Source organism: Enterobacter sp. SST3 (assembly GCF_000286655.1).
Taxonomy (GTDB): Bacteria; Pseudomonadota; Gammaproteobacteria; order Enterobacterales; family Enterobacteriaceae; genus Enterobacter; species Enterobacter roggenkampii.
The window spans coordinates 1-19516 of the sequence record NZ_ALNS01000015.1; the positions used below are offsets into that span (position 1 = coordinate 1).

Genomic DNA, 19516 nt, shown 5'->3' on the forward strand with positions numbered 1-19516 from the left:
TGCCGCTGGCTGCCAGAACGCTTGGGGACATTTCGCGTTTACCCAAGTCCTTGAAAGTTTTACTTGAAAATCTCTTGCGCTGGCAGGACGGTGAATCCGTCACGCTCGATGATATCCAGGCGCTGGCAGGGTGGCTTGAGAAGGCCCATGCCGACAGAGAAATCGCCTACCGCCCGGCAAGGGTACTGATGCAGGACTTTACCGGTGTTCCGGCCGTGGTTGATTTAGCCGCGATGCGCGAAGCCGTGAAGCGTCTCGGCGGAGATACGGCAAAGGTTAACCCGCTTTCCCCTGTTGACCTCGTCATTGACCACTCCGTGACCGTTGACCACTTCGGTGATGACGATGCGTTTGGTGAAAACGTTCGTCTCGAGATGGAGCGTAACCACGAGCGCTACGTCTTCCTGAAGTGGGGACAGCAGGCGTTCAGCCGATTTAGCGTGGTACCGCCAGGCACCGGCATTTGTCACCAGGTAAACCTTGAATATCTGGGTAAAGCCGTCTGGAGCGAATTGCAGGATAAAGAGTGGGTGGCTTATCCGGACACGCTGGTGGGCACGGATTCACATACCACCATGATCAACGGTCTGGGCGTGCTGGGCTGGGGCGTCGGCGGTATTGAAGCGGAAGCCGCCATGCTCGGCCAGCCAGTATCCATGCTTATTCCGGATGTGGTGGGCTTCAAGCTCACCGGAAAACTGTCTGAAGGCATTACCGCCACCGATCTGGTGCTGACCGTCACCCAGATGCTGCGCAAGCATGGTGTGGTAGGCAAGTTTGTCGAATTCTACGGTGACGGACTGGATTCACTGCCGCTGGCCGACCGCGCCACCATTGCCAATATGGCGCCGGAATACGGTGCCACCTGCGGCTTTTTCCCCATTGACGACGTCACGCTGGAGTACATGCGCCTCAGCGGCCGCAGCGAAGAGCAGGTCGCGCTGGTGGAAGCGTACACCAAAGCGCAGGGCATGTGGCGCAATCCGGGCGATGAGCCTGTTTTCACCAGCACGCTTGAACTCGATATGGGAAGCGTCGAAGCGAGCCTCGCGGGGCCGAAACGCCCGCAGGACAGGGTTGCGCTGACCGACGTGCCGAAAGCGTTTGCCGACAGCAATGCCCTTGAAGTGAACGTGGCGCAGAAAGACCATCGTCCCGTCGACTATGTTCTGAACGGACATCAGTATCAGCTTCCGGACGGCGCGGTTGTGATTGCCGCGATTACCTCCTGCACCAACACGTCCAACCCCAGCGTATTAATGGCGGCCGGTCTGCTGGCTAAGAAAGCGGTAGAGCTTGGGCTAAAACCTCAACCGTGGGTTAAGGCCTCGCTGGCGCCGGGCTCCAAAGTGGTGTCGGATTACCTGGCTCAGGCCAAACTGACGCCGTACCTGGACGAGCTGGGCTTTAACCTCGTGGGCTACGGCTGTACGACCTGTATTGGTAATTCCGGGCCACTGCCTGAACCTATCGAAACGGCGATCAAGCAGGGTGACCTGACGGTCGGCGCCGTACTGTCCGGTAACCGAAACTTTGAAGGGCGCATTCACCCGCTGGTAAAAACCAACTGGCTTGCTTCGCCGCCGCTGGTGGTGGCTTATGCCCTGGCCGGGAACATGAATATCAACCTGGTGACCGATCCGATTGGTCACGATCGTAAGAATGATCCTGTCTATCTGAAAGATATTTGGCCTTCTTCACGTGAAATCGCGCTGGCCGTTGAGAAGGTTTCTACCGAGATGTTCCGCAAAGAGTACGCGGAGGTCTTTGAAGGCACGCCGGAATGGAAAGCCATCAACGTTGCAGGTTCGGATACCTATGGCTGGCAGGATGACTCGACCTATATTCGTCTGTCGCCGTTCTTTGATGAGATGCTGGCCGAGCCGGCGCCGCTTAAGGATATTCACGGCGCGCGTATCCTGGCCATGCTGGGGGATTCCGTCACGACGGACCATATCTCTCCGGCGGGGAGCATCAAAGCCGATAGCCCGGCAGGCCGCTATCTGCAAAACCGGGGGGTGGAACGCCGCGATTTTAACTCCTACGGTTCGCGCCGTGGTAACCATGAAGTCATGATGCGCGGGACCTTTGCCAACATCCGCATTCGTAACGAAATGGTGCCGGGCGTGGAAGGGGGCATGACGCGTCATCTGCCTGGAACGGAAGTCGTGTCGATCTATGATGCGGCCGTTAAATACCAACAGGAAGGGACGCCGCTGGCGGTGATTGCCGGGAAAGAGTACGGTTCCGGCTCCAGCCGCGACTGGGCGGCGAAAGGCCCGCGCCTGCTTGGCGTTCGGGTGGTCATCGCCGAATCGTTCGAACGTATTCACCGTTCGAATCTGATCGGCATGGGGATCCTGCCGCTTGAGTTCCCGCAGGGCGTGACGCGTAAAACGCTGGGTCTGACCGGGGAAGAGCAGATTGATATTAGCGGCCTGCAAAACCTGCAGCCGGGTAAAACGGTGCCGGTAACGTTAACGCGGTCAGACGGGAAAACCGAGGTGCTGGATTGTCGGTGCCGTATTGATACGGCAACCGAGCTGACCTACTACCAGAACGACGGCATTTTACATTATGTGATTCGTAAGATGCTGGATTGATGAAACGAGCCCGGCACGCATGCCGGGCTCAGACTGCTGACAAAGTGCTTGATGTACGTTTCGCCCGGCGGCGCTACGCTTGCACGGGCCTACAAATTACAGTAGGCCGGGTAAGCGCAGCGTCACCCGGCAAAAAATGGCTAAGTTGTTGATAACAGGGTTTGTCATCAATTTTCAGGTAGCATCACTCTTTCAGCAGATGGCCCATTTTGGCGGCTTTGGTATCAAGGTAGTGGGCATTTTTCGGGTTACGGCCGACAATCAGCGGTACTCGTTCAACGATGTTAATCCCGGCTTCGGTCAGGATTTCCACTTTTTTCGGGTTATTGGTCAGCAGACGAACTTCGTCTACGCCCAGCAGCTTGAACATATCGGCGCACAGGGTGAAGTCACGTTCATCAGCCGCAAAACCGAGCTGATGGTTGGCTTCAACCGTATCGTAGCCCTGGTCCTGAAGCGCGTAGGCGCGAATTTTATTCAGCAAACCAATATTACGCCCTTCCTGACGGTGATAAAGCAGCACGCCGCGGCCTTCTTCAGCAATATGAGAAAGGGCCGCTTCCAGCTGGAAACCGCAATCACAGCGCAGGCTGAACAGCGCGTCGCCGGTGAGACACTCTGAATGGACGCGGGACAGCACCGGCGTCTGCCCTGAAATGTCGCCATAAACCAGTGCGACATGATCCTGTCCGGTTGCCAGTTCTTCAAAACCCACCATCAGGAAATCGCCCCATGGGGTTGGCAGTTTGGCTTCTGCCACACGTTTAAGCTGCATGTGATTCTCCAGAGTAGGCTGACACGTTTCGTGCCTGTGCCCTGTTTTGCTTTCTGTATCAGTTTATTTTGCCACAAGCTCAGCAGGTTCGCCTAATGGGCACCATGCGATATGACCGTTAAAAGCACGATCCGACATCTCCACCCAGCGAACAAATTTCAGTTATGATTGTGACGCTTAGCAAAAAGGAGAAGACATGCATTCAATAGCCAGACGTACGGCAGCAGGTGCGGCCATTTTACTGATTATGCCTTTGGCCGTATGGCTTTCAGGGTGGATGTGGCAGCCCGGGCAGAACGCCACGTGGCTGAAAACGTTATACTGGATTACGGAAACGGTCACCCAGCCCTGGGGAGTTATCACCCACGTCCTCCTGTGCGCCTGGTTTCTGTGGTGCCTACGCTTTCGTCTGCGCGCGGCGCTAATGCTCTTTGCGATCCTCGGCGGCGCTATCCTTATCGGTCAGGGCGTAAAATCCTGGGTGAAAGATCGCGTTCAGGAGCCGCGTCCTTTTGTCGTCTGGCTGGAAAAAACGCACCATGTTCCGGTGGATGAGTTCTACACTTTAAAGCGTAAAGATCGTGGCGCACTGGTGAAAGAACAGCTTGCGGAACAGCAGGATATCCCGAAATTCTTGCGTAAACACTGGCAGAAAGAGACCGGGTTCGCGTTTCCCTCCGGCCACACCATGTTTGCGGCCAGCTGGGCGCTGCTGGGGGTTGGGCTGCTTTGGCCTAGACGTCGAACGGTCACCATCGTGATTTTACTGGTCTGGGCGACGGGAGTGATGGGCAGCCGCTTACTGCTGGGGATGCACTGGCCACGGGACCTGGTCGTCGCCACGCTCATCTCGTGGATGCTGGTGATGTTGGCGACCTGGCTGGCTGAACGATTCTGCGGCCCGCTAACGCCACCGCCGGAAGAGAAAGAAGAAATAGCCGAAAGGGACCAAACGGACGCCTGAAGGTTGATATTGCGCATTTTGCCCATAGATCCATGACTGGCGCGTCACTTTTTCCATTTCGCGCCCGTCACTAAAATGGTAGTTTATAAGGCTGATTGCGGTAAGTTGAACATACTTTATTCGCTTGAACCACATAACGGGAAGTAATGTGAAATATTTACTCATTTTCTTACTGGTATTGGCGATTTTTGTCATTTCAGTCACATTGGGTGCACAAAACGATCAGCAGGTGACGTTTAACTATCTGCTGGCTCAGGGCGAGTATCGCGTGTCGAGCCTGCTCGCGGTCTTATTTGCTGCAGGCTTTGCCATTGGCTGGCTGGTTTGCGGTTTGTTCTGGTTAAAAGTCCGTGTTTCGCTTGCGCGCGCTGAACGTAAAATCAAACGACTCGAACATCACATTGCGCCTGCGTCCGACATGCCGGAAAGCTCTGGCGTGCCGGTCGTGAAGGAATAATCGACGATGCTGGAGTTGTTGTTTCTGCTTTTGCCTGTCGCCGCAGCCTATGGCTGGTATATGGGCCGCAGAAGTGCGCAACAAACAAAACAGGATGAGGCCAATCGGCTCTCCCGCGACTACGTTGCGGGGGTGAACTTCCTCCTGAGCAATCAGCAGGACAAAGCGGTAGACCTGTTCCTCGACATGCTGAAAGAGGATACGGGGACCGTAGAAGCCCATCTCACTCTCGGTAACCTGTTCCGCTCTCGCGGCGAGGTTGACCGCGCCATCCGTATCCACCAGACCCTGATGGAAAGCGCGTCTCTGACTTACGAACAGCGTCTCCTGGCGGTACAACAGCTGGGCCGAGACTATATGGCCGCGGGGCTGTACGATCGCGCTGAAGATATGTTCACCCAGCTGGTAGATGAAACGGATTTCCGCATTGGCGCGCTGCAGCAGTTGCTGCAGATTTACCAGGCCACCAGCGACTGGCAGAAAGCCATTGATACGGCTGAACGTCTGGTGAAGCTGGGTAAAGATAAGCAGCGTGTTGAGATCGCCCATTTCTACTGTGAGCTTGCCCTTCAGCAGATGGGCAATGACGACATGGACAAAGCCATGACGTTGCTGAAGAAAGGTGCCGCCGCGGACCGCAACAGCGCCCGTATCTCCATCATGATGGGGCGCGTTTTTATGGCGAATGGCGACTACGCCAAAGCCGTTGAAAGCCTGCTGCGGGTTATCGACCAGGACAAAGAGCTGGTCAGTGAAACGCTGGAAATGCTGCAAACCTGCTATCAACAGCTGGACAAGCGGGAAGAGTGGGTGGCATTTCTGCGTCGCTGCGTGGAAGAGAATACCGGCGCAACCGCGGAACTGATGCTTGCTGACGTTGTTGAGCAGTATGAGGGGGGCGACACCGCGCAGGTCTATATCACCCGACAGCTTCAGCGTCATCCGACCATGCGGGTCTTCCATAAGCTGATGGATTACCACCTGAACGACGCGGAAGAAGGGCGCGCGAAAGAGAGCCTGATGGTGCTGCGCGACATGGTTGGCGAGCAGGTGCGCAGCAAACCGCGCTACCGTTGCCAGAAGTGTGGTTTTACCGCCTACACGCTCTACTGGCATTGTCCGTCCTGCCGGGCCTGGTCCACCATCAAGCCCATCCGCGGCCTGGACGGGCAGTAATTTTTTAAAAGCCTTCATTTTAGTTACAACATACTAATGATTTTTAACGGCTTCTGAGCACCGTGCGGTTTGCCGGCCTGGCAGGCAGATAAATGGATTCTGTCAATTTGCGGCGTCGGCAGGTAGAATGCTGGCCGTTTATCTGTTCCGCGCCGCTGCGCGCCCATAGACGAAAAGGGCTGGTCATGACGTCTGTTACATCCTCCACTTCCCGCGTAATTACGGATTCTCCTGTTGTTGTTGCGCTTGATTACAATAAGCGTGACGCTGCACTGGCGTTTGTCGACGGTATCGACCCTCGCGATTGCCGCCTGAAAGTTGGCAAAGAGATGTTCACGCTGTTTGGACCGCAAATCGTTCGCGATCTGCAACAGCGCGGCTTTGACGTTTTCCTCGACCTCAAATTCCATGATATTCCGAACACCACGGCCCACGCCGTTGCTGCAGCCGCCGAGCTGGGCGTATGGATGGTCAACGTCCATGCGTCGGGTGGGGCAAGAATGATGACCGCTGCCCGTGAGGCGCTCCTGCCGTTCGGTAACGATGCGCCGCTGCTTATCGCCGTCACCGTGCTGACCAGTATGGACGAAAATGATTTACGCGACCTTGGCGTGACGTTGTCACCTGCGGAACATGCCGAACGTCTCGCGCGTCTGACGCAGCAGTGCGGCCTGGATGGCGTAGTCTGCTCCGCGCAGGAAGCGGTACGTTTCAAATCAGCGCTGGGCCAGGATTTTAAACTCGTTACGCCGGGTATCCGTCCTGCGGGCAGCGACGTGGGCGATCAGCGTCGCATCATGACGCCTGAGCAGGCGCTGGCTGCGGGCGTTGACTATATGGTCATTGGACGTCCGGTGACGCAGTCTGCAAATCCGGCTGAGACGCTTAAGGCTATCAATGCATCGCTGAAAAAGGGGGCGTAATGACCGATTCCAACAGCCGTCTGGTCTACTCAACCGAGAGCGGGCGTATCGACGAACCGAAAACGAAAGTGGAACGTCCGAAGGGGGACGGTATCGTGCGCATTCAGCGTCAGACCAGCGGACGTAAGGGGAAAGGGGTCTGCCTTATTTCCGGTATTGATCTGGATGATGCTGAACTGACAAAGCTGGCTGCCGAGCTGAAAAAGAAATGTGGATGCGGCGGGGCCGTGAAGGACGGCATTATCGAAATTCAGGGTGATAAACGTGATTTAATTAAATCACTGCTCGAAGCCAAAGGCATGAAAGTCAAACTGGCAGGCGGCTAAAATAAATGAGCCACGGCAAATGCCGTGGCTCGTGTTATATACGTGCGTATGTCAGACCTGAAATGCGTTTAAATATCGCAATATCGAGGAAGGCTTAGATAATAGTTATTTGCCAACCTGGTGACCGATAATACCACCGACAGCAGCGCCACCTAATGTACCCAGCGTACTACCATCCGTTAATACTGCACCACCGAGAGCACCGGCACCGGCACCAATCGCGGTGTTACGGTCACGTTTAGACCAGTTAGAGCATGCGCTCAGGGACATAGCGACAGTGATTGCCAGAACAGCGGCGGCTAATTTTTTGCTGGTTAAGGTCATAATACTTTCTCCTGAATTATCGATTCACGGAAAGATGTACACGTTAAGTATAGACTAATCGAATACTTAATTCTTTTCCCCGTGAAAGCTGGTCGCGCAGGCGTTACTTCATCACGCAGGTGATAGTCACTTCCTGTTATATCGCTAATAGTAATTTTACGACTTTAGGGCAGGTTAAACAGGTAAAAACTCTTAAAGCAGGGTTAAGAATCATCTCAGAGAAAGACGTGTGCGCCCGAAATACGGGCGCGGAGGGATATCAGGCGCTGGCTTTAATAATATTGACGATCAAACCGCTCTCTTCGAGTTTATTGCGATGCGCTTCGCTCAAACGGTCATCGGTAATCACGCGGCTAAAGCGTGAAGCGGGACCCATCGTGTAAGGGTGAACGGCACCAAATTTAGAGCTGTCGGTGAGCACAATGGCTTCGCACTCTTTTTCCAGTACGGCATTCACCACGTCAGAGCGCATCATATCCCGGCCGGTAAAGCCTGTCTCCGGCTGCCAGCCGTCAATCCCGATAAAGGCCTTACTGAAATGAACCTGCTGGACGTACTGACGGGTCAGCGGGCCAACCATGCTTTCACTTTTTTTCTGATAGATGCCGCCCAGCAGAATCACCTCGCAGCGCGTCTCTTTAAGTAAATGCGCGATATAGCTGCTGACGGTGATAATGGTAACGTCTTTTTGATCGGCAAGCGTTCGCGCCAGAAGGGCATTACTGCTGCCGTTTTCAATAAAGACGGTCTCGCCGTTGTTCACCAGGGACGCAGCAAATTCCGCCAGTTCACGTTTGAGCGCGTAGTTGTTCATCATGCGCGTCTCAACGTCATCACTGTCCAGCGGGACCGCATAGCCGTGCGCGCGACGCAGGTAGCTCTGTTTTTCCAGCAGATTAAGATCCTGACGGATGGTGACTTCAGAAACGCCAGTGGTTTTAGCGAGATCGACTACGCTTACGCGTCCCTGATCGATGACCATCTGCAAAATGAGTTGTTGTCGGGAATTCATAGCATCCATTTAATAAAGCGAAACGAGGTCGGAAACGGTGGGGGTTAAACTTCCCACGGCGCTTTTGGCTGTCTGTTTTCGGGCGCATCGTCAGCGCCATTCTGAGCAAGAAGTTCAGACTTCAGGATCTCAAGATTACGGATAGCAGAGTGATAATCGCCCGCCACCAGGATATCCAGCACGGTATCAATTCGTTGTGCTACAGCTTGTGCGTCAATAGTTGACATAATCTCACCCCAGGCGCGAAAAGTTAATATTTTCAATGATGCAGAAATTGGGTTCAAAAGAGAAGGGAAAAAATGCAATAACCAAATTACATAAACGGAAGTGATAAAATTATTCCCCCTCATGCTGCGGGCTTATTGAGTGGATTAGTCTAAAACTGCGCGCAACGCGCTTTTTTATAAGAGGAATTAGACTATGACAGTTATCAATCAGCCTACCTGCACACTGTTTACCGATACTGAACGGTTCACCCAGCTGTCAGGCTATTACGAGGCAGAGCGACATACAGTCTGGATGATGTTGCGGGCTCAGCCACGTCCTTGCTTCAACCATGCGTTAATAGAGGAGATCATGAACCTTTCATGGCTCGTCCGCCAGTCTGGTTTTGCGGTCGATTTTTGGGTGACCGGATCGCTGGTGCCTGAGATGTACAATGTGGGCGGTGACCTGCAGTTTTTCGTCGAGTGCATTCAGCACGGTCGACGTGAAGCGTTACGGGCCTATGCGCGCGCCTGTGTCGATTGCGTGCATGCGGCCTCCCGGGGGTTTGATACGGGGGCCATCTCGCTGGCCATGGTCGAAGGCAGCGCGTTAGGGGGCGGGTTTGAGGCCGCTCTTGCGCACCATTTCGTTCTGGCGCAGCGCGATGCACGTTTAGGTTTTCCCGAGATTGCTTTTAACCTGTTCCCGGGCATGGGGGGATATTCCCTGGTAGCTCGCCGTTCAGGAATGAAGCTGGCTGAGGAACTCATCTACAAGGGGGAATCCCATACGGCGGAATGGTACGAACAACATGGCCTAGTGGATCTCCTGTTTGAACCCGGACAAAGCTATGTCTCCACACGAACCTTCATCGACACGCTACGGCCAAAACTGAATGGCGTAAGAGCGATGCTGCGCGCCCGTACGCGCGTTCTGCAATTGCCGCGCAGTGAATTGATGGACATCACGGAAGACTGGGTAGACGCGGCTTTCTGCCTGGAACCGAAAGATATCGCCTACATGGAGCGTCTGGTCATGCTGCAAAACCGCCATCACGCGGCGGGGTTGCGTAAAGCCAGTTAATGCTGTTTCCGCGCCTGATATCGTTTTAGCCATCGCTCGAATGCGGAAGCGGGCATCGGCTTAGCAAACAGAAAACCCTGCCGTTCGTTGACGCCGTTCTTGGTCAGAAAGGCGTCTTCTTTTGCATTTTCGACCCCTTCGGCAATCACCTGCAGGTTTAACGCCTGCGCCACCGCGACGATGGCGCGCACCAGAGACTGGGAGATGGACTGCTTATGAATATCCCTGACGAACGATTGATCGAGTTTTATGGCGTCAATAGGGAAGCGGGCCAGCTGCGAAAGGGAGGAGTAGCCGGTACCAAAATCGTCGAGATGAATTTGCGCCCCCAGCCTGCTGAACTGCTGGATCACGGAGAGCGCCAGCTCTTCGTTCTCGATGAGACAGCTTTCGGTTAATTCGACGTCCACCGGGCAGTATTCAAAGTTCAGATCCTTCAGCGCCTGCTTTAAGTCGCTAAAGATAGTCTGGTCGGCCAGCTGACGCGCAGAGACGTTCACGGCCACGCGCAGGTTAATTCCCTTATCGCGCCATTTCGCCACCTGGCGAACCACATCCAGCATCACCCAGCGGCCCAGCGGCACAATCAACCCTGACTCCTCGGCATAAGAGATAAACTCCAGCGGTGGGATCAACCCGCGTTCGGGCGATTGCCAGCGGACCAACGCTTCAAGACTTCTGACCTCTCCGCGCCAGGTGATTTTAGGCTGGTAGTGGATCAGGAGCTGGTCGTTATCCAGCGCCTTACGCAGGTTGGTATCCAGCCAGAGATACTCAAACACGCGCTGGTTCATCTCGGGCGAGAAGACGCAGAACTTGCCCCGGCCGTTCTCTTTAGCGGTGTACATGGCGGTATCGGCGTTACGAATGACGCTTTCCCGGTCGTTACCGTGCTGCGGGGCGAGGGCGATGCCCAGGGAACAGCCGGTGTAAATTTCGATCAGGCCGATTCGGAACGGCTGGCGCAGGCGGGTTAAAATGCGCGACGCCATCGCTTCCAGAGAGCCCTGAGAGGTATGGGTGGCCATGACGATAAATTCATCTCCGCCAAGTCGTGCCAGCACCTGTCCCTCATCCAGACAGCTCAAAATGGCGAGCGCGACAGCCTGTAACAGCTGATCGCCAAACATATGCCCGTAAGCGTCGTTGACCTTTTTAAAGTTATCCAGGTCGAGATACACCACGCCAACCTGCGTGTCGCCGCGGTGACTGATGGCGTCAGAGATCAGGTCATGGATCGCATTGCGGTTTGGTAAGCCGGTGATGGTATCGGTATTGGCCAGCACGCGCAGCCGCTCCTGAGCGCGGCGTTCCTCGGTAATATCTGTACCGGAACAGATAAGGAAAATTTCATTTTTACCGCTGCCGCTGTGAACGAATTTGTTTCTGAACAGAAACAGTCGTTGCCCTTTACGCGTTTTGATCCAGCGTTCGACTTCGTAGGAGCTGCCGTTGCGGAAGAAACCGGTAATATTGCGCTTTGAGGCAGCCGCTTCGCTTCGGCTCATAAAGAGCTTAAACACGTTCTGGCCAATCACTTCTTGCTCTTTGAGGCCGGTATACTCTTCGCTCAGTCGGTTAAAACGCTGAATATTGCCATTCTGATCGAGAATAACAATCACGGAGTTAGCCTCTGACACCACCTGTTCCGCAAAAGAGAGTCCCTGAGCCAGGTCGCGCGCCACGGAGGGCGTATCGTTCCAGGCGGAAGCCGTACCGGCCCACTCATTACGGGTAATTTTACGGCCCACAAGGTGAACCGGGACATCTTCCCCGAATAACGAGAGCGTCATGGAAATGCTGGAGGTAATAACGGTTAAATGACGGATGAGATCGGCCTGATCGTCGTCCAGCGCAATCACCTGAGTGACATCGGCATTTTCACTGGCGGCAAGGTGCAGAGCGTTGCTGTCAGCTGACAAGCGCCACCATGGGCTGTGGGTTCCCATGTAGCGAAACAGCAAATTCTGCTCCAGATCGTCCATCATGTTTTCTCCCGCAGCTGTTCAGTAGCGCACCAATTATTCATTTGCAGTCGACTTTTCCGTTGAGAAGCAGCGGCAAAACCGAAGTGAACTTATTGTTTTTCGCTGAATTCTTATAATAAAACGAGTCAGATTTAAAAGGATACTAAGCGTATAAAAATTCACGTAACCGAATATAACAACACTCTTTTACTGTAGATAATTATGGCGAATTTGGGCGAGGAGAGGCTGAAAATAGTAAGAAAAAATAATGATTTTGTGGCGGGGATAAAAAGAAAAATTGTCGGCCTTTCCGGAAAGGAAATGACCGACAATTGAACAGGTTATCAGGCGACAGGACGCGCGATAATACTGCGGGTTTCCATACGGACTTCAGCGATAGTGACGTCAATCACGTCGGTGACTTTGTAAACTGTTTCACCTTTAATTTGCACCGTACCGTTTTCCTGACTACAGACCATTTCATCACGAACAGCATGCAGGAATGGCGCCGGAATAAACGCGACAGCACCGTTATCGACCAGGCGGACGCGCATCCCCCCGCGGCTGATATCAATGATCTCGGCGGCGAAACGGGTATCCGTACCGGCTTTATCCTGCAGGAAGCGCGCGTACAGCCAGTCGCCAACGTCACGCTCTGCCATGCGGTTCAGACGGCGACGATCGGCCATTTGCAGCGTGGTCTCCTCCTGAGGGCGGGCAACGGTTTCGCCTTTGATAATCGCTTTCAGCAGACGGTGGTTAACCATATCGCCATACTTACGGATCGGTGATGTCCAGGTCGCGTAGGCTTCGAGGCCGAGACCAAAGTGCGGGCCAGGCTCAGTGCTGATTTCAGCGAAGGACTGGAAGCGACGAATGCGGCTGTCCAGGAAGCCCGATGGCTGCGCGTCCAGTTCGCGGCGAAGCTTGCAGAAGCCCGGCAGGGTCAGCACTTCTTCCGGATCGACGTGCACGTCGTGATTCTTCAGCAGGGCCGCCAGCGCTTCGGTATTCGCCGGATCGAAGCCGGTATGGACGTTGTAAATACCAAAGCCCAGCTTGTCGCGCAGCACGCGTGCGGCACAGATGTTGGCGGAAATCATCGCTTCTTCAACGATGCGGTTCGCAATGCGTCGCGGCTCGGCCACGATATCCAGCACTTCGCCTTTCTCACCCAGAACAAAGCGATAATCCGGGCGATCTTTGAACACCAGCGCATGGGTTTGACGCCACTCGCCGCGGTTCAGACAGATGCGATGCAGCAGACGGATCTGCGCGGCAATGGCGTCTGATTCCGGTTTCCAGCTACCGGTATTTTCCAGCCAGTCGGAGACGTTATCGTAGGCCAGCTTGGCTTTCGACTCGATGGTGGCAGCAAAGAACTCGATATCGTCTTCAATCGCGCCATCCGCGGCAATGGTCATGCGGCAGGCAAGGACCGGACGCACTTCATTCGGACGCAGCGAGCAGAGATCGTCTGACAGTTCACGCGGCAGCATTGGGATGTTGAAGCCCGGCAGGTAGTTCGTGAACGCACGGATTTTCGCCGTTTCGTCAAGCTTGCTGCCTTCAACAATCCAGGCGGTGGGATCGGCAATGGCAACGGTCAGGTGCAGTTTGCCGTCGGCACTCTCTTCAGCGTACAGCGCATCGTCCATATCTTCGGTGCTGGCGCTGTCGATGGTGACAAACTCCAGCGCGGTGAGATCGCGACGCGTCAGACCTTCGTCCTGCATCTCGGTTGCCACGCCGTTCGGCGCTTCTTTTTCAAGATTGTGGCGTGCCAGCGTAACCCACCATGGCACGAAATGATCGGCGCCAAAGGTAATGAACTGGGTCAGTTCCGCATAAAAACCGCGATCGCCCTTCAGAGGATGACGGCGCATTTCTGCTACGGCCCAGTCACCTTCTTTAAAATCATGCTCAACGCCACGGGCGGCGCGGCAGGGAATGGCATCTTTCAGCAGAGGATGATCCGGCACGATAGAAAGACGATCGTCTTTTCGCTGCACCTTGCCCACAAAGCGGGTCAGGAACGGTTCGATCAGTTCTTCCGGCTCGGCGGACTCACGTTCCTTTTCGGTATGAATGACGGCCATGACGCGGTCGCCATGCATCACTTTCTTCATCTGCGGTGGCGGAATGAAGTAGCTTTTCTGCGCGTCAACTTCAAGGAAGCCAAAGCCCTTTTCCGTGGCTTTTACGACCCCTTCTGCACGCGGCGTCTGGGAATGCAGTTGCTGTTTAAGCTGCGCTAGCAGCGGGTTGTCCTGAAACATAATGTTCTATTTTCGTAGCCATTGAGCGGCTGACAGTTTTACGCGATTCTCACTGTCTCAGCAAGCGGTCTTTGGGTAATGAGTGTGGTTATTCCTCTTTACCAAACGCCACTTTCAGACGATTAAGCCAGCCATCAAACGCACTTTGGGTAAGCAGCGTGATGGCATATTCGCCCTGGAGTCCTTGATCCGTGAGCGGGGTAAACTGTGCGGCACTGAAGCGGTCCGGCGAGCGGGTCAGCAGTTCGACCGCTGCCGAAAGTGCGGGTGACGTCTGCGGGATCTCCGCGCGGCTGTTTAACAGGATTTCTCCGGTCAGGTCGAGCAGCGTCGGCTCATGACAAAGCACCGGCGTCAACGCCTCGAGCGCGGGTTCGGCCTGCCAGCGGGAGAGGGACTCCAGCTGATGCGCATTCGCGTAGCGCAGTTCGACGACGGGTAAAAGCGGCATCCACGCATCGTGGCTCGCGGGAAGCGTGTGCGGCTGAATATGGTGCCCCGGCAACCAGCGAACAGGATGTCCCAACAGCGCCTGAAAAATCGCGACCACGCGCGCCTGAAAACCGATAAAGCCGATAATCTGGTTAATCACCACGATGTCGTACGTGGACAGGCCCACCTCATCAAGCTGGTTCCGGGCTTTATCATCAATGACATCAGGCGAGCTGGCGAGCTGGCGGGCATACTGGGTGATTTGCGCCAGGCGGCGGTTGCTTTCGCGCGAGGAGTCCGGGCCGGGAAGCGGGGCGAGGAGGGCGGCGTAGTGGTTACAGAGCCGCTGAACGCCGCAGGCCTGTGCGACCGTTAACGCGGTACTGAGCCGATCGTAAGCGCTGAGCGTATGCAGTCGGTTCACGGGAATTGAGAGTGGAAACAGCTGGTGGCATAAGGCTCTGGCAGGAGTAAGCCAGCCAGAACAGGCGGCGACAATCTCATCAGGCAGGGCTAAATCGAGCAAAAAACGATCGTCGACGTTAGCGGCTTCGGGCACCAGGGGCAGAACATCCGTCTGCGCGTGGTTTGACTGGGTTTCATGATACCAGTGGCCTTTGCCGGAAAAACGGCGTTGTTCCATGTGCGTTCCTTGATCTCAAAATGGCGATCAATATCCTGGCGTAAGGCACATAAAGGGAAAAATATTGTTAGGTGATAACAAATAGCAGAACGGAATAACGAAAGGGTGACGCGGGGGGAAATACTCTCTTCCCGGGCGGGAAGAGAGTCACAGCTTATTTAATTTCCAGCTCGTTCATTGCAGCGATGTTGAAGCCGCCGTCAACGTGAACCACTTCGCCGGAGATACCCGCGGAAAGGTCAGAGCAGAGGAATGCTGCAGAGTTACCCACATCTTCAATGGTAACAGTACGACGAATCGGGGTAACCGCTTCGCAGTGTGCCAGCATTTTACGGAAATCTTTAATACCGGAAGCGGCCAGGGTGCGAATTGGACCCGCAGAGATGGCGTTAACGCGCACGCCTTCAGGACCCATTGCGTTCGCCATATAGCGTACGTTGGCTTCCAGAGACGCCTTAGCCAGACCCATTACGTTGTAGTTAGGGATCGCACGTTCTGCGCCCAGGTAGGACAGGGTCAGCAGGGCTGCGCCCGGGTTCAGCATCGCGCGGCAGGATTTCGCCATCGCAACGAAGCTGTAGGAGCTGATGTCGTGCGCGATTTTGAAGCCATCACGGGTTACCGCGTTCACGTAGTCGCCGTCCAGCTGGTCGCCAGGCGCGAAGCCGATGGAGTGAACGAAACCGTCGAATTTCGGCCATGCTTTTGCCAGTTCAGCAAACATGCCGTCGATGCTTTCGTCTTGTGCAACGTCACATTCCAGAACAATGCTGGAACCCAGCTGCGCGGCAAACTCTTCAACACGGCCTTTCAGCTTGTCGTTCTGGTAGGTGAACGCCAGCTCAGCGCCTTCGCGATGCATTGCCTGTGCGATGCCGTATGCGATGGACAGTTTGCTGGCAACGCCAGTCACCAGAATGCGCTTACCGGAAAGAAAACCCATAGCTTTAATCCTTATATTCATTGCTTATTTTGCCTTGTAATTCATAGCGTTACAGGCAGTATTTCAAAATCATTCGAAATTAGCTCGAAATTATAGCCCACTCACGGCCCTTTGTGTCACGATATTTCTCGCACTTCTCCGAAGTCGCATGCCCCGAAGAATGCGCCGCGGACTCGCGGGGGCGCGAAATTTCAGCATTCGTCCAGTATATCACCCGGCAACAGCTTCGCCTCATCCAACCAGCGAGGAGGCGCGATCCCGCAAGGGTGTTCATGCTTTCCTGATGTTGCCGATGAAGCGCGCAATAACGATAAAGAAAACCGGTACGAAGAAGATCGCGAGAAGCGTACCGCTAATCATGCCGCCAAATACGCCGGTACCGATGGCATGCTGCGTACTGTCGCTCGCACCGGTGGCCAGCATCAGAGGAACAACCCCTAAGGTAAAGGCTAACGATGTCATCAGAATGGGGCGCAGACGCTGACTGGCGGCATGAATGGTCGCCGCCAGCAGGGGTTGCCCTTCGCGATGCAGCTGCCTGGCAAACTCCACAATCAGAATGGCGTTCTTGGCCGACAGGCCGATGAGCGTAATCAGACCGACCTTAAAGAACACGTCATTGGTCATGCCGGCAACAAACACCGCTATCACCGCGCCGATAAGGCCCAGAGGAACGACCAGCATGACCGCAAAAGGAATAGACCAGCTCTCATACAGGGCGGCGAGCACCATAAACACGACCAGTATCGACAGGGCGATCAGGCCCGGAAGCTGCGATTCCGATTTTATCTCCTGTAGCGAACTCCCGGCCCACTCACCCGCCATGCCCTGAGGTAGAGTCCTGGACAAGCCCTCCATGGCCTTCATTGCGGTGCCGCTGGATACGCCTGACGCCGCACTTCCGGTAATCCGTATAGCAGAATAACCCTGGTAGCGCGTCAACTGCTGCGGCGCAACGTTCCAGGAGATCGTCGCAAACGATGATACCGGCACCATCTCACCCATCCGGTTTTTCACTGATAGTTTCAGTATCTGCTCGGGCTGCATTCGGTAAGGGGCATCGGCCTGCATAATCACCTGTTGAACGCGGCCGTTGTTCGTATAGTCGTTGACGTAATTTGAGCCCAGGGTGACGGAGAGCGTCTGGTTGATTTCATCGAATGAGACGCCCATCGCTTCCGCCTTTTCCCGGTCAACCTGGAGCGCAAGGCTGGTTCCTTCCGGCAGACCGTCTATATAGACATCGCTGAGTTCAGGGCGTTGATTAGCCTGCAGAACCAGCGCGTCGGCGGCCCTCTTTAGAGCGTCATAGCCCGCTCCCGCTCTGTCCTGAACGTACCATGTGAAGCCCGAGGAGGTGCCCATATCCGAAATGGCCGGCGGGAGCAGGCTCATCGTGACGGCATCAGAGACGTTCGTCATGCTGGCCTGTATGTGGTCGGCTTCATCCTGAGCCGTCGAGCCCTGCCGATTTTTCCAGTCCTTCAGCGTGGTGAAGGCCATAGCCGAATTCGGTCCTGAACCTGAAAAGCCAAACCCCAGGATCATAATGTTGCTTTCAATGTCCTGCCGGGCCGCAATTTCCGCTTCAAATTTTTTGACCACGTCGAGGGTGCGCTGCATCGTGGCATTAGAAGGCAGCTGGATAGAGGACATAAAGTAGCCCTGATCTTCATCCGGCAGAAAGGACGACGGTAGCGAAGACAATCCAACAAACAGCGCCGTGCAGAGCGCAACGTACAGGAGCAGCATACGCCCGGTTCGCTTCAGAACGGCACCCAGCCCGGCTTCGTAACAGACGGTGAGCAAACGGAAGCGCGCGTTAAACCTGGCCGCGAACCTTCCACTTCCGCTCTTTCCTGCCTTGTGCGGCTTGAGTAACGTTGCGCACAGGGCAGGCGTCAGCGTCAGGGCCAGAAACGCGGACAGCAGTATGGAGACCGCCATAGAAATACAAAATTGTCGATAGATAATCCCGACCGAACCCTCAGCAAACCCCATGGGGATAAAGACGGCTGTGAGCACCAGCGTGATCCCGATAATCGCCGGGGCGATCTCCTGCATGGCCTGTCGGGTAGCGTCCCGTGGGGAGAGGCTTTTTTCCGCCATCAGTCGTTCGACGTTCTCCACTACCACAATGGCATCATCAACGATAATCCCTATCGCCAGCACCATGCCGAACATCGTCAGAATATTGATGGAGTATCCGCTCAATAACATCACCGTGAAGGTGCCAAGAAGTGCGACGGGAGCAACAATCGCCGGGATAAGCGTACAGCGTATCTTATGCAGAAACAGAAGCATCACCAGGAAGACCAGGACCATCGCTTCTACAAAGGTCTGAACCACCTTCATGATAGACAGTTTCACAAACGGCGCGGTATCGAAGGGAACCGTAAACGCCATTCCTTCCGGTAATACCTGGGAAAGCTCGCCGATGCGCGCGCGTACGCCTGAAGCTGTACTCATTGCGTTGGCACCCGGCGAGAGCTGGATTGCCGCAGCCGTTGCAGGCACGCCATTTTCGCGGATACCGAAAGCGTAACTTTGCAGGCCGGACTCAACGCGCGCGACGTCGGACAGTTTCAGCCTCGCGCCCGATGCATCTGATTTCAGGGTAATGTTTCTGAACGCCTCTACCGAAGTGAGTTGCCCCTTCACGGTGATGGGATACGTTACGCCTTGTCCCGCAGATGCTGGTTCATCTCCCGTTTTGCCGGGCGAAACCAGGGCATTTTGCTGGCCAACAGCAGTAAGTACATCGCTCACCGAAAGGCCGTAGCTGTGGAGCTTCATCGGATCCAACCAGATACGCAGCGCTTTTTCGCCGCCAAACAGCTGAACTTTCCCTACGCCGGGCACGCGACGAAGCTCGTCACTGACGTTTCGGGCAAAATAGTCGCTTAAGTCGGCTTCCTCGAATTGACCGCTGGTGGACTTCAGCCCCACCATCATTAAAAATCCAGAATTAGCGGCCTCGACGTTAATGCCGTTTTGTCTTACCGCCTGAGGAAGACGAGGCTCGACGATCTTAATCTGGTTCTGCAGATCCATCTGTGCCAGCTTGATGTCCGTGCCGGGTTTAAACGTGACGGTAATAGACGCCGAACCGGTTGTGTCGCTGGATGATTCGAAGTAGAGCAAATTATCTACGCCAGAGATTTCGCGCTCGATTAACGATATCACCGACGTATTCATGATATCGGGGCTGGCCCCCGGGTAACTGACGGAAATAATGATGCCCGGCGGTGCCACCGCCGGATACTGCGCAACCGGCAAACGAGGAATAGACAGGAGACCCGTCAGGACGATAAACAGCGCCACAACCCAGGCGAAAATGGGACGTTCGATAAAAAAATGAGGCATTGGGTTATTTTTGTGCAAAAGAGTGAGGCAGAGACT

At 54.9% G+C, this 19516-nt stretch carries 16 protein-coding genes; 7 read left to right on the forward strand and 9 right to left on the reverse strand.

Features of this window, described 5'->3' with window-relative positions; genetic code table 11:
• On the forward strand, window positions 1-2603 hold a 2603-nt coding region (gene acnA, locus B498_RS11845), incomplete at its 5' end, for an aconitate hydratase AcnA (protein ID WP_008501209.1).
• 184 nt (window positions 2604-2787) lie between these two features.
• On the opposite strand, the gene ribA is transcribed toward acnA, so the two are convergent.
• Window positions 2788-3378, reverse strand: coding sequence for a GTP cyclohydrolase II (gene ribA, locus B498_RS11840; protein ID WP_008501210.1), 591 nt, complete (start codon window positions 3376-3378; stop codon window positions 2788-2790).
• A gap of 196 nt (window positions 3379-3574) precedes the next feature.
• Between ribA and pgpB the strand changes: the two genes are divergently transcribed.
• The 5 genes from pgpB (at window position 3575) to yciH (ending at window position 7224) form a co-directional block, all read left to right on the forward strand.
• Window positions 3575-4342 (forward strand): phosphatidylglycerophosphatase B, encoded by a 768-nt coding sequence (gene pgpB / locus B498_RS11835; protein WP_008501211.1) that lies wholly within the window; start codon window positions 3575-3577, stop codon window positions 4340-4342.
• Between the two features lie 148 nt (window positions 4343-4490).
• Entirely contained in the window at window positions 4491-4799 is a 309-nt protein-coding gene (locus tag B498_RS11830; protein WP_008501212.1) for a LapA family protein, read from the forward strand.
• Window positions 4800-4805: 6 nt separating this feature from the next.
• Window positions 4806-5975, forward strand: a complete 1170-nt coding sequence (lapB, locus tag B498_RS11825) for a lipopolysaccharide assembly protein LapB (protein WP_008501213.1) — start codon at window positions 4806-4808, stop codon at window positions 5973-5975.
• Window positions 5976-6160: 185 nt separating this feature from the next.
• Window positions 6161-6898, forward strand: coding sequence for an orotidine-5'-phosphate decarboxylase (gene pyrF / locus B498_RS11820; protein ID WP_008501214.1), 738 nt, complete (start codon window positions 6161-6163; stop codon window positions 6896-6898).
• A complete protein-coding gene (gene yciH, locus B498_RS11815) occupies window positions 6898-7224 on the forward strand; it encodes a stress response translation initiation inhibitor YciH (RefSeq protein ID WP_008501215.1) in 327 nt (108 codons plus the stop codon). Before pyrF ends, yciH begins: the two co-directional genes overlap by 1 nt.
• Window positions 7225-7329: 105 nt before the next feature.
• Here yciH and osmB read toward each other — a convergent pair whose 3' ends face one another.
• From osmB to B498_RS0121435, 3 genes are all read right to left on the reverse strand, one after another.
• A complete protein-coding gene (osmB, locus tag B498_RS11810) occupies window positions 7330-7548 on the reverse strand; it encodes an osmotically-inducible lipoprotein OsmB (protein WP_008501216.1) in 219 nt (72 codons plus the stop codon).
• Window positions 7549-7807: 259 nt separating this feature from the next.
• Window positions 7808-8560: a DNA-binding transcriptional regulator YciT gene (locus tag B498_RS11805; protein WP_021240295.1), complete on the reverse strand. Its 753-nt coding sequence runs from the start codon at window positions 8558-8560 to the stop codon at window positions 7808-7810.
• 44 nt (window positions 8561-8604) lie between these two features.
• The gene (locus B498_RS0121435) at window positions 8605-8787 is read right to left on the reverse strand and encodes a hypothetical protein (protein ID WP_021240294.1); all 183 of its coding nucleotides are present in this window, start codon (window positions 8785-8787) and stop codon (window positions 8605-8607) included.
• Window positions 8788-8980: 193 nt separating this feature from the next.
• Here B498_RS0121435 and B498_RS11800 point away from each other — a divergent pair, with 193 nt between their 5' ends.
• The gene (locus tag B498_RS11800) at window positions 8981-9850 is read left to right on the forward strand and encodes a crotonase/enoyl-CoA hydratase family protein (protein WP_008501218.1); all 870 of its coding nucleotides are present in this window, start codon (window positions 8981-8983) and stop codon (window positions 9848-9850) included.
• Here B498_RS11800 and pdeR read toward each other — a convergent pair.
• From pdeR to B498_RS11775, 5 genes are all read right to left on the reverse strand, one after another.
• The gene (gene pdeR / locus B498_RS11795) at window positions 9847-11838 is read right to left on the reverse strand and encodes a cyclic di-GMP phosphodiesterase (protein WP_008501219.1); all 1992 of its coding nucleotides are present in this window, start codon (window positions 11836-11838) and stop codon (window positions 9847-9849) included. The two genes, B498_RS11800 and pdeR, sit on opposite strands and share 4 nt — an antisense overlap.
• Window positions 11839-12161: 323 nt before the next feature.
• Window positions 12162-14096 carry an exoribonuclease II gene (locus B498_RS11790; RefSeq protein ID WP_008501220.1) on the reverse strand — a complete coding sequence of 645 codons (1935 nt, stop codon included), beginning with the start codon at window positions 14094-14096 and terminating at the stop codon, window positions 12162-12164.
• An 88-nt stretch (window positions 14097-14184) separates the two neighbouring features.
• The gene (locus tag B498_RS11785) at window positions 14185-15171 is read right to left on the reverse strand and encodes a CMD domain-containing protein (RefSeq protein WP_008501221.1); all 987 of its coding nucleotides are present in this window, start codon (window positions 15169-15171) and stop codon (window positions 14185-14187) included.
• Window positions 15172-15325: 154 nt separating this feature from the next.
• Entirely contained in the window at window positions 15326-16114 is a 789-nt protein-coding gene (gene fabI, locus B498_RS11780; protein ID WP_003856831.1) for an enoyl-ACP reductase FabI, read from the reverse strand.
• A 270-nt stretch (window positions 16115-16384) separates the two neighbouring features.
• Entirely contained in the window at window positions 16385-19480 is a 3096-nt protein-coding gene (locus B498_RS11775) for a multidrug efflux RND transporter permease subunit (RefSeq protein WP_008501222.1), read from the reverse strand.
• Between the last annotated feature and the right edge of the window lie 36 nt (window positions 19481-19516).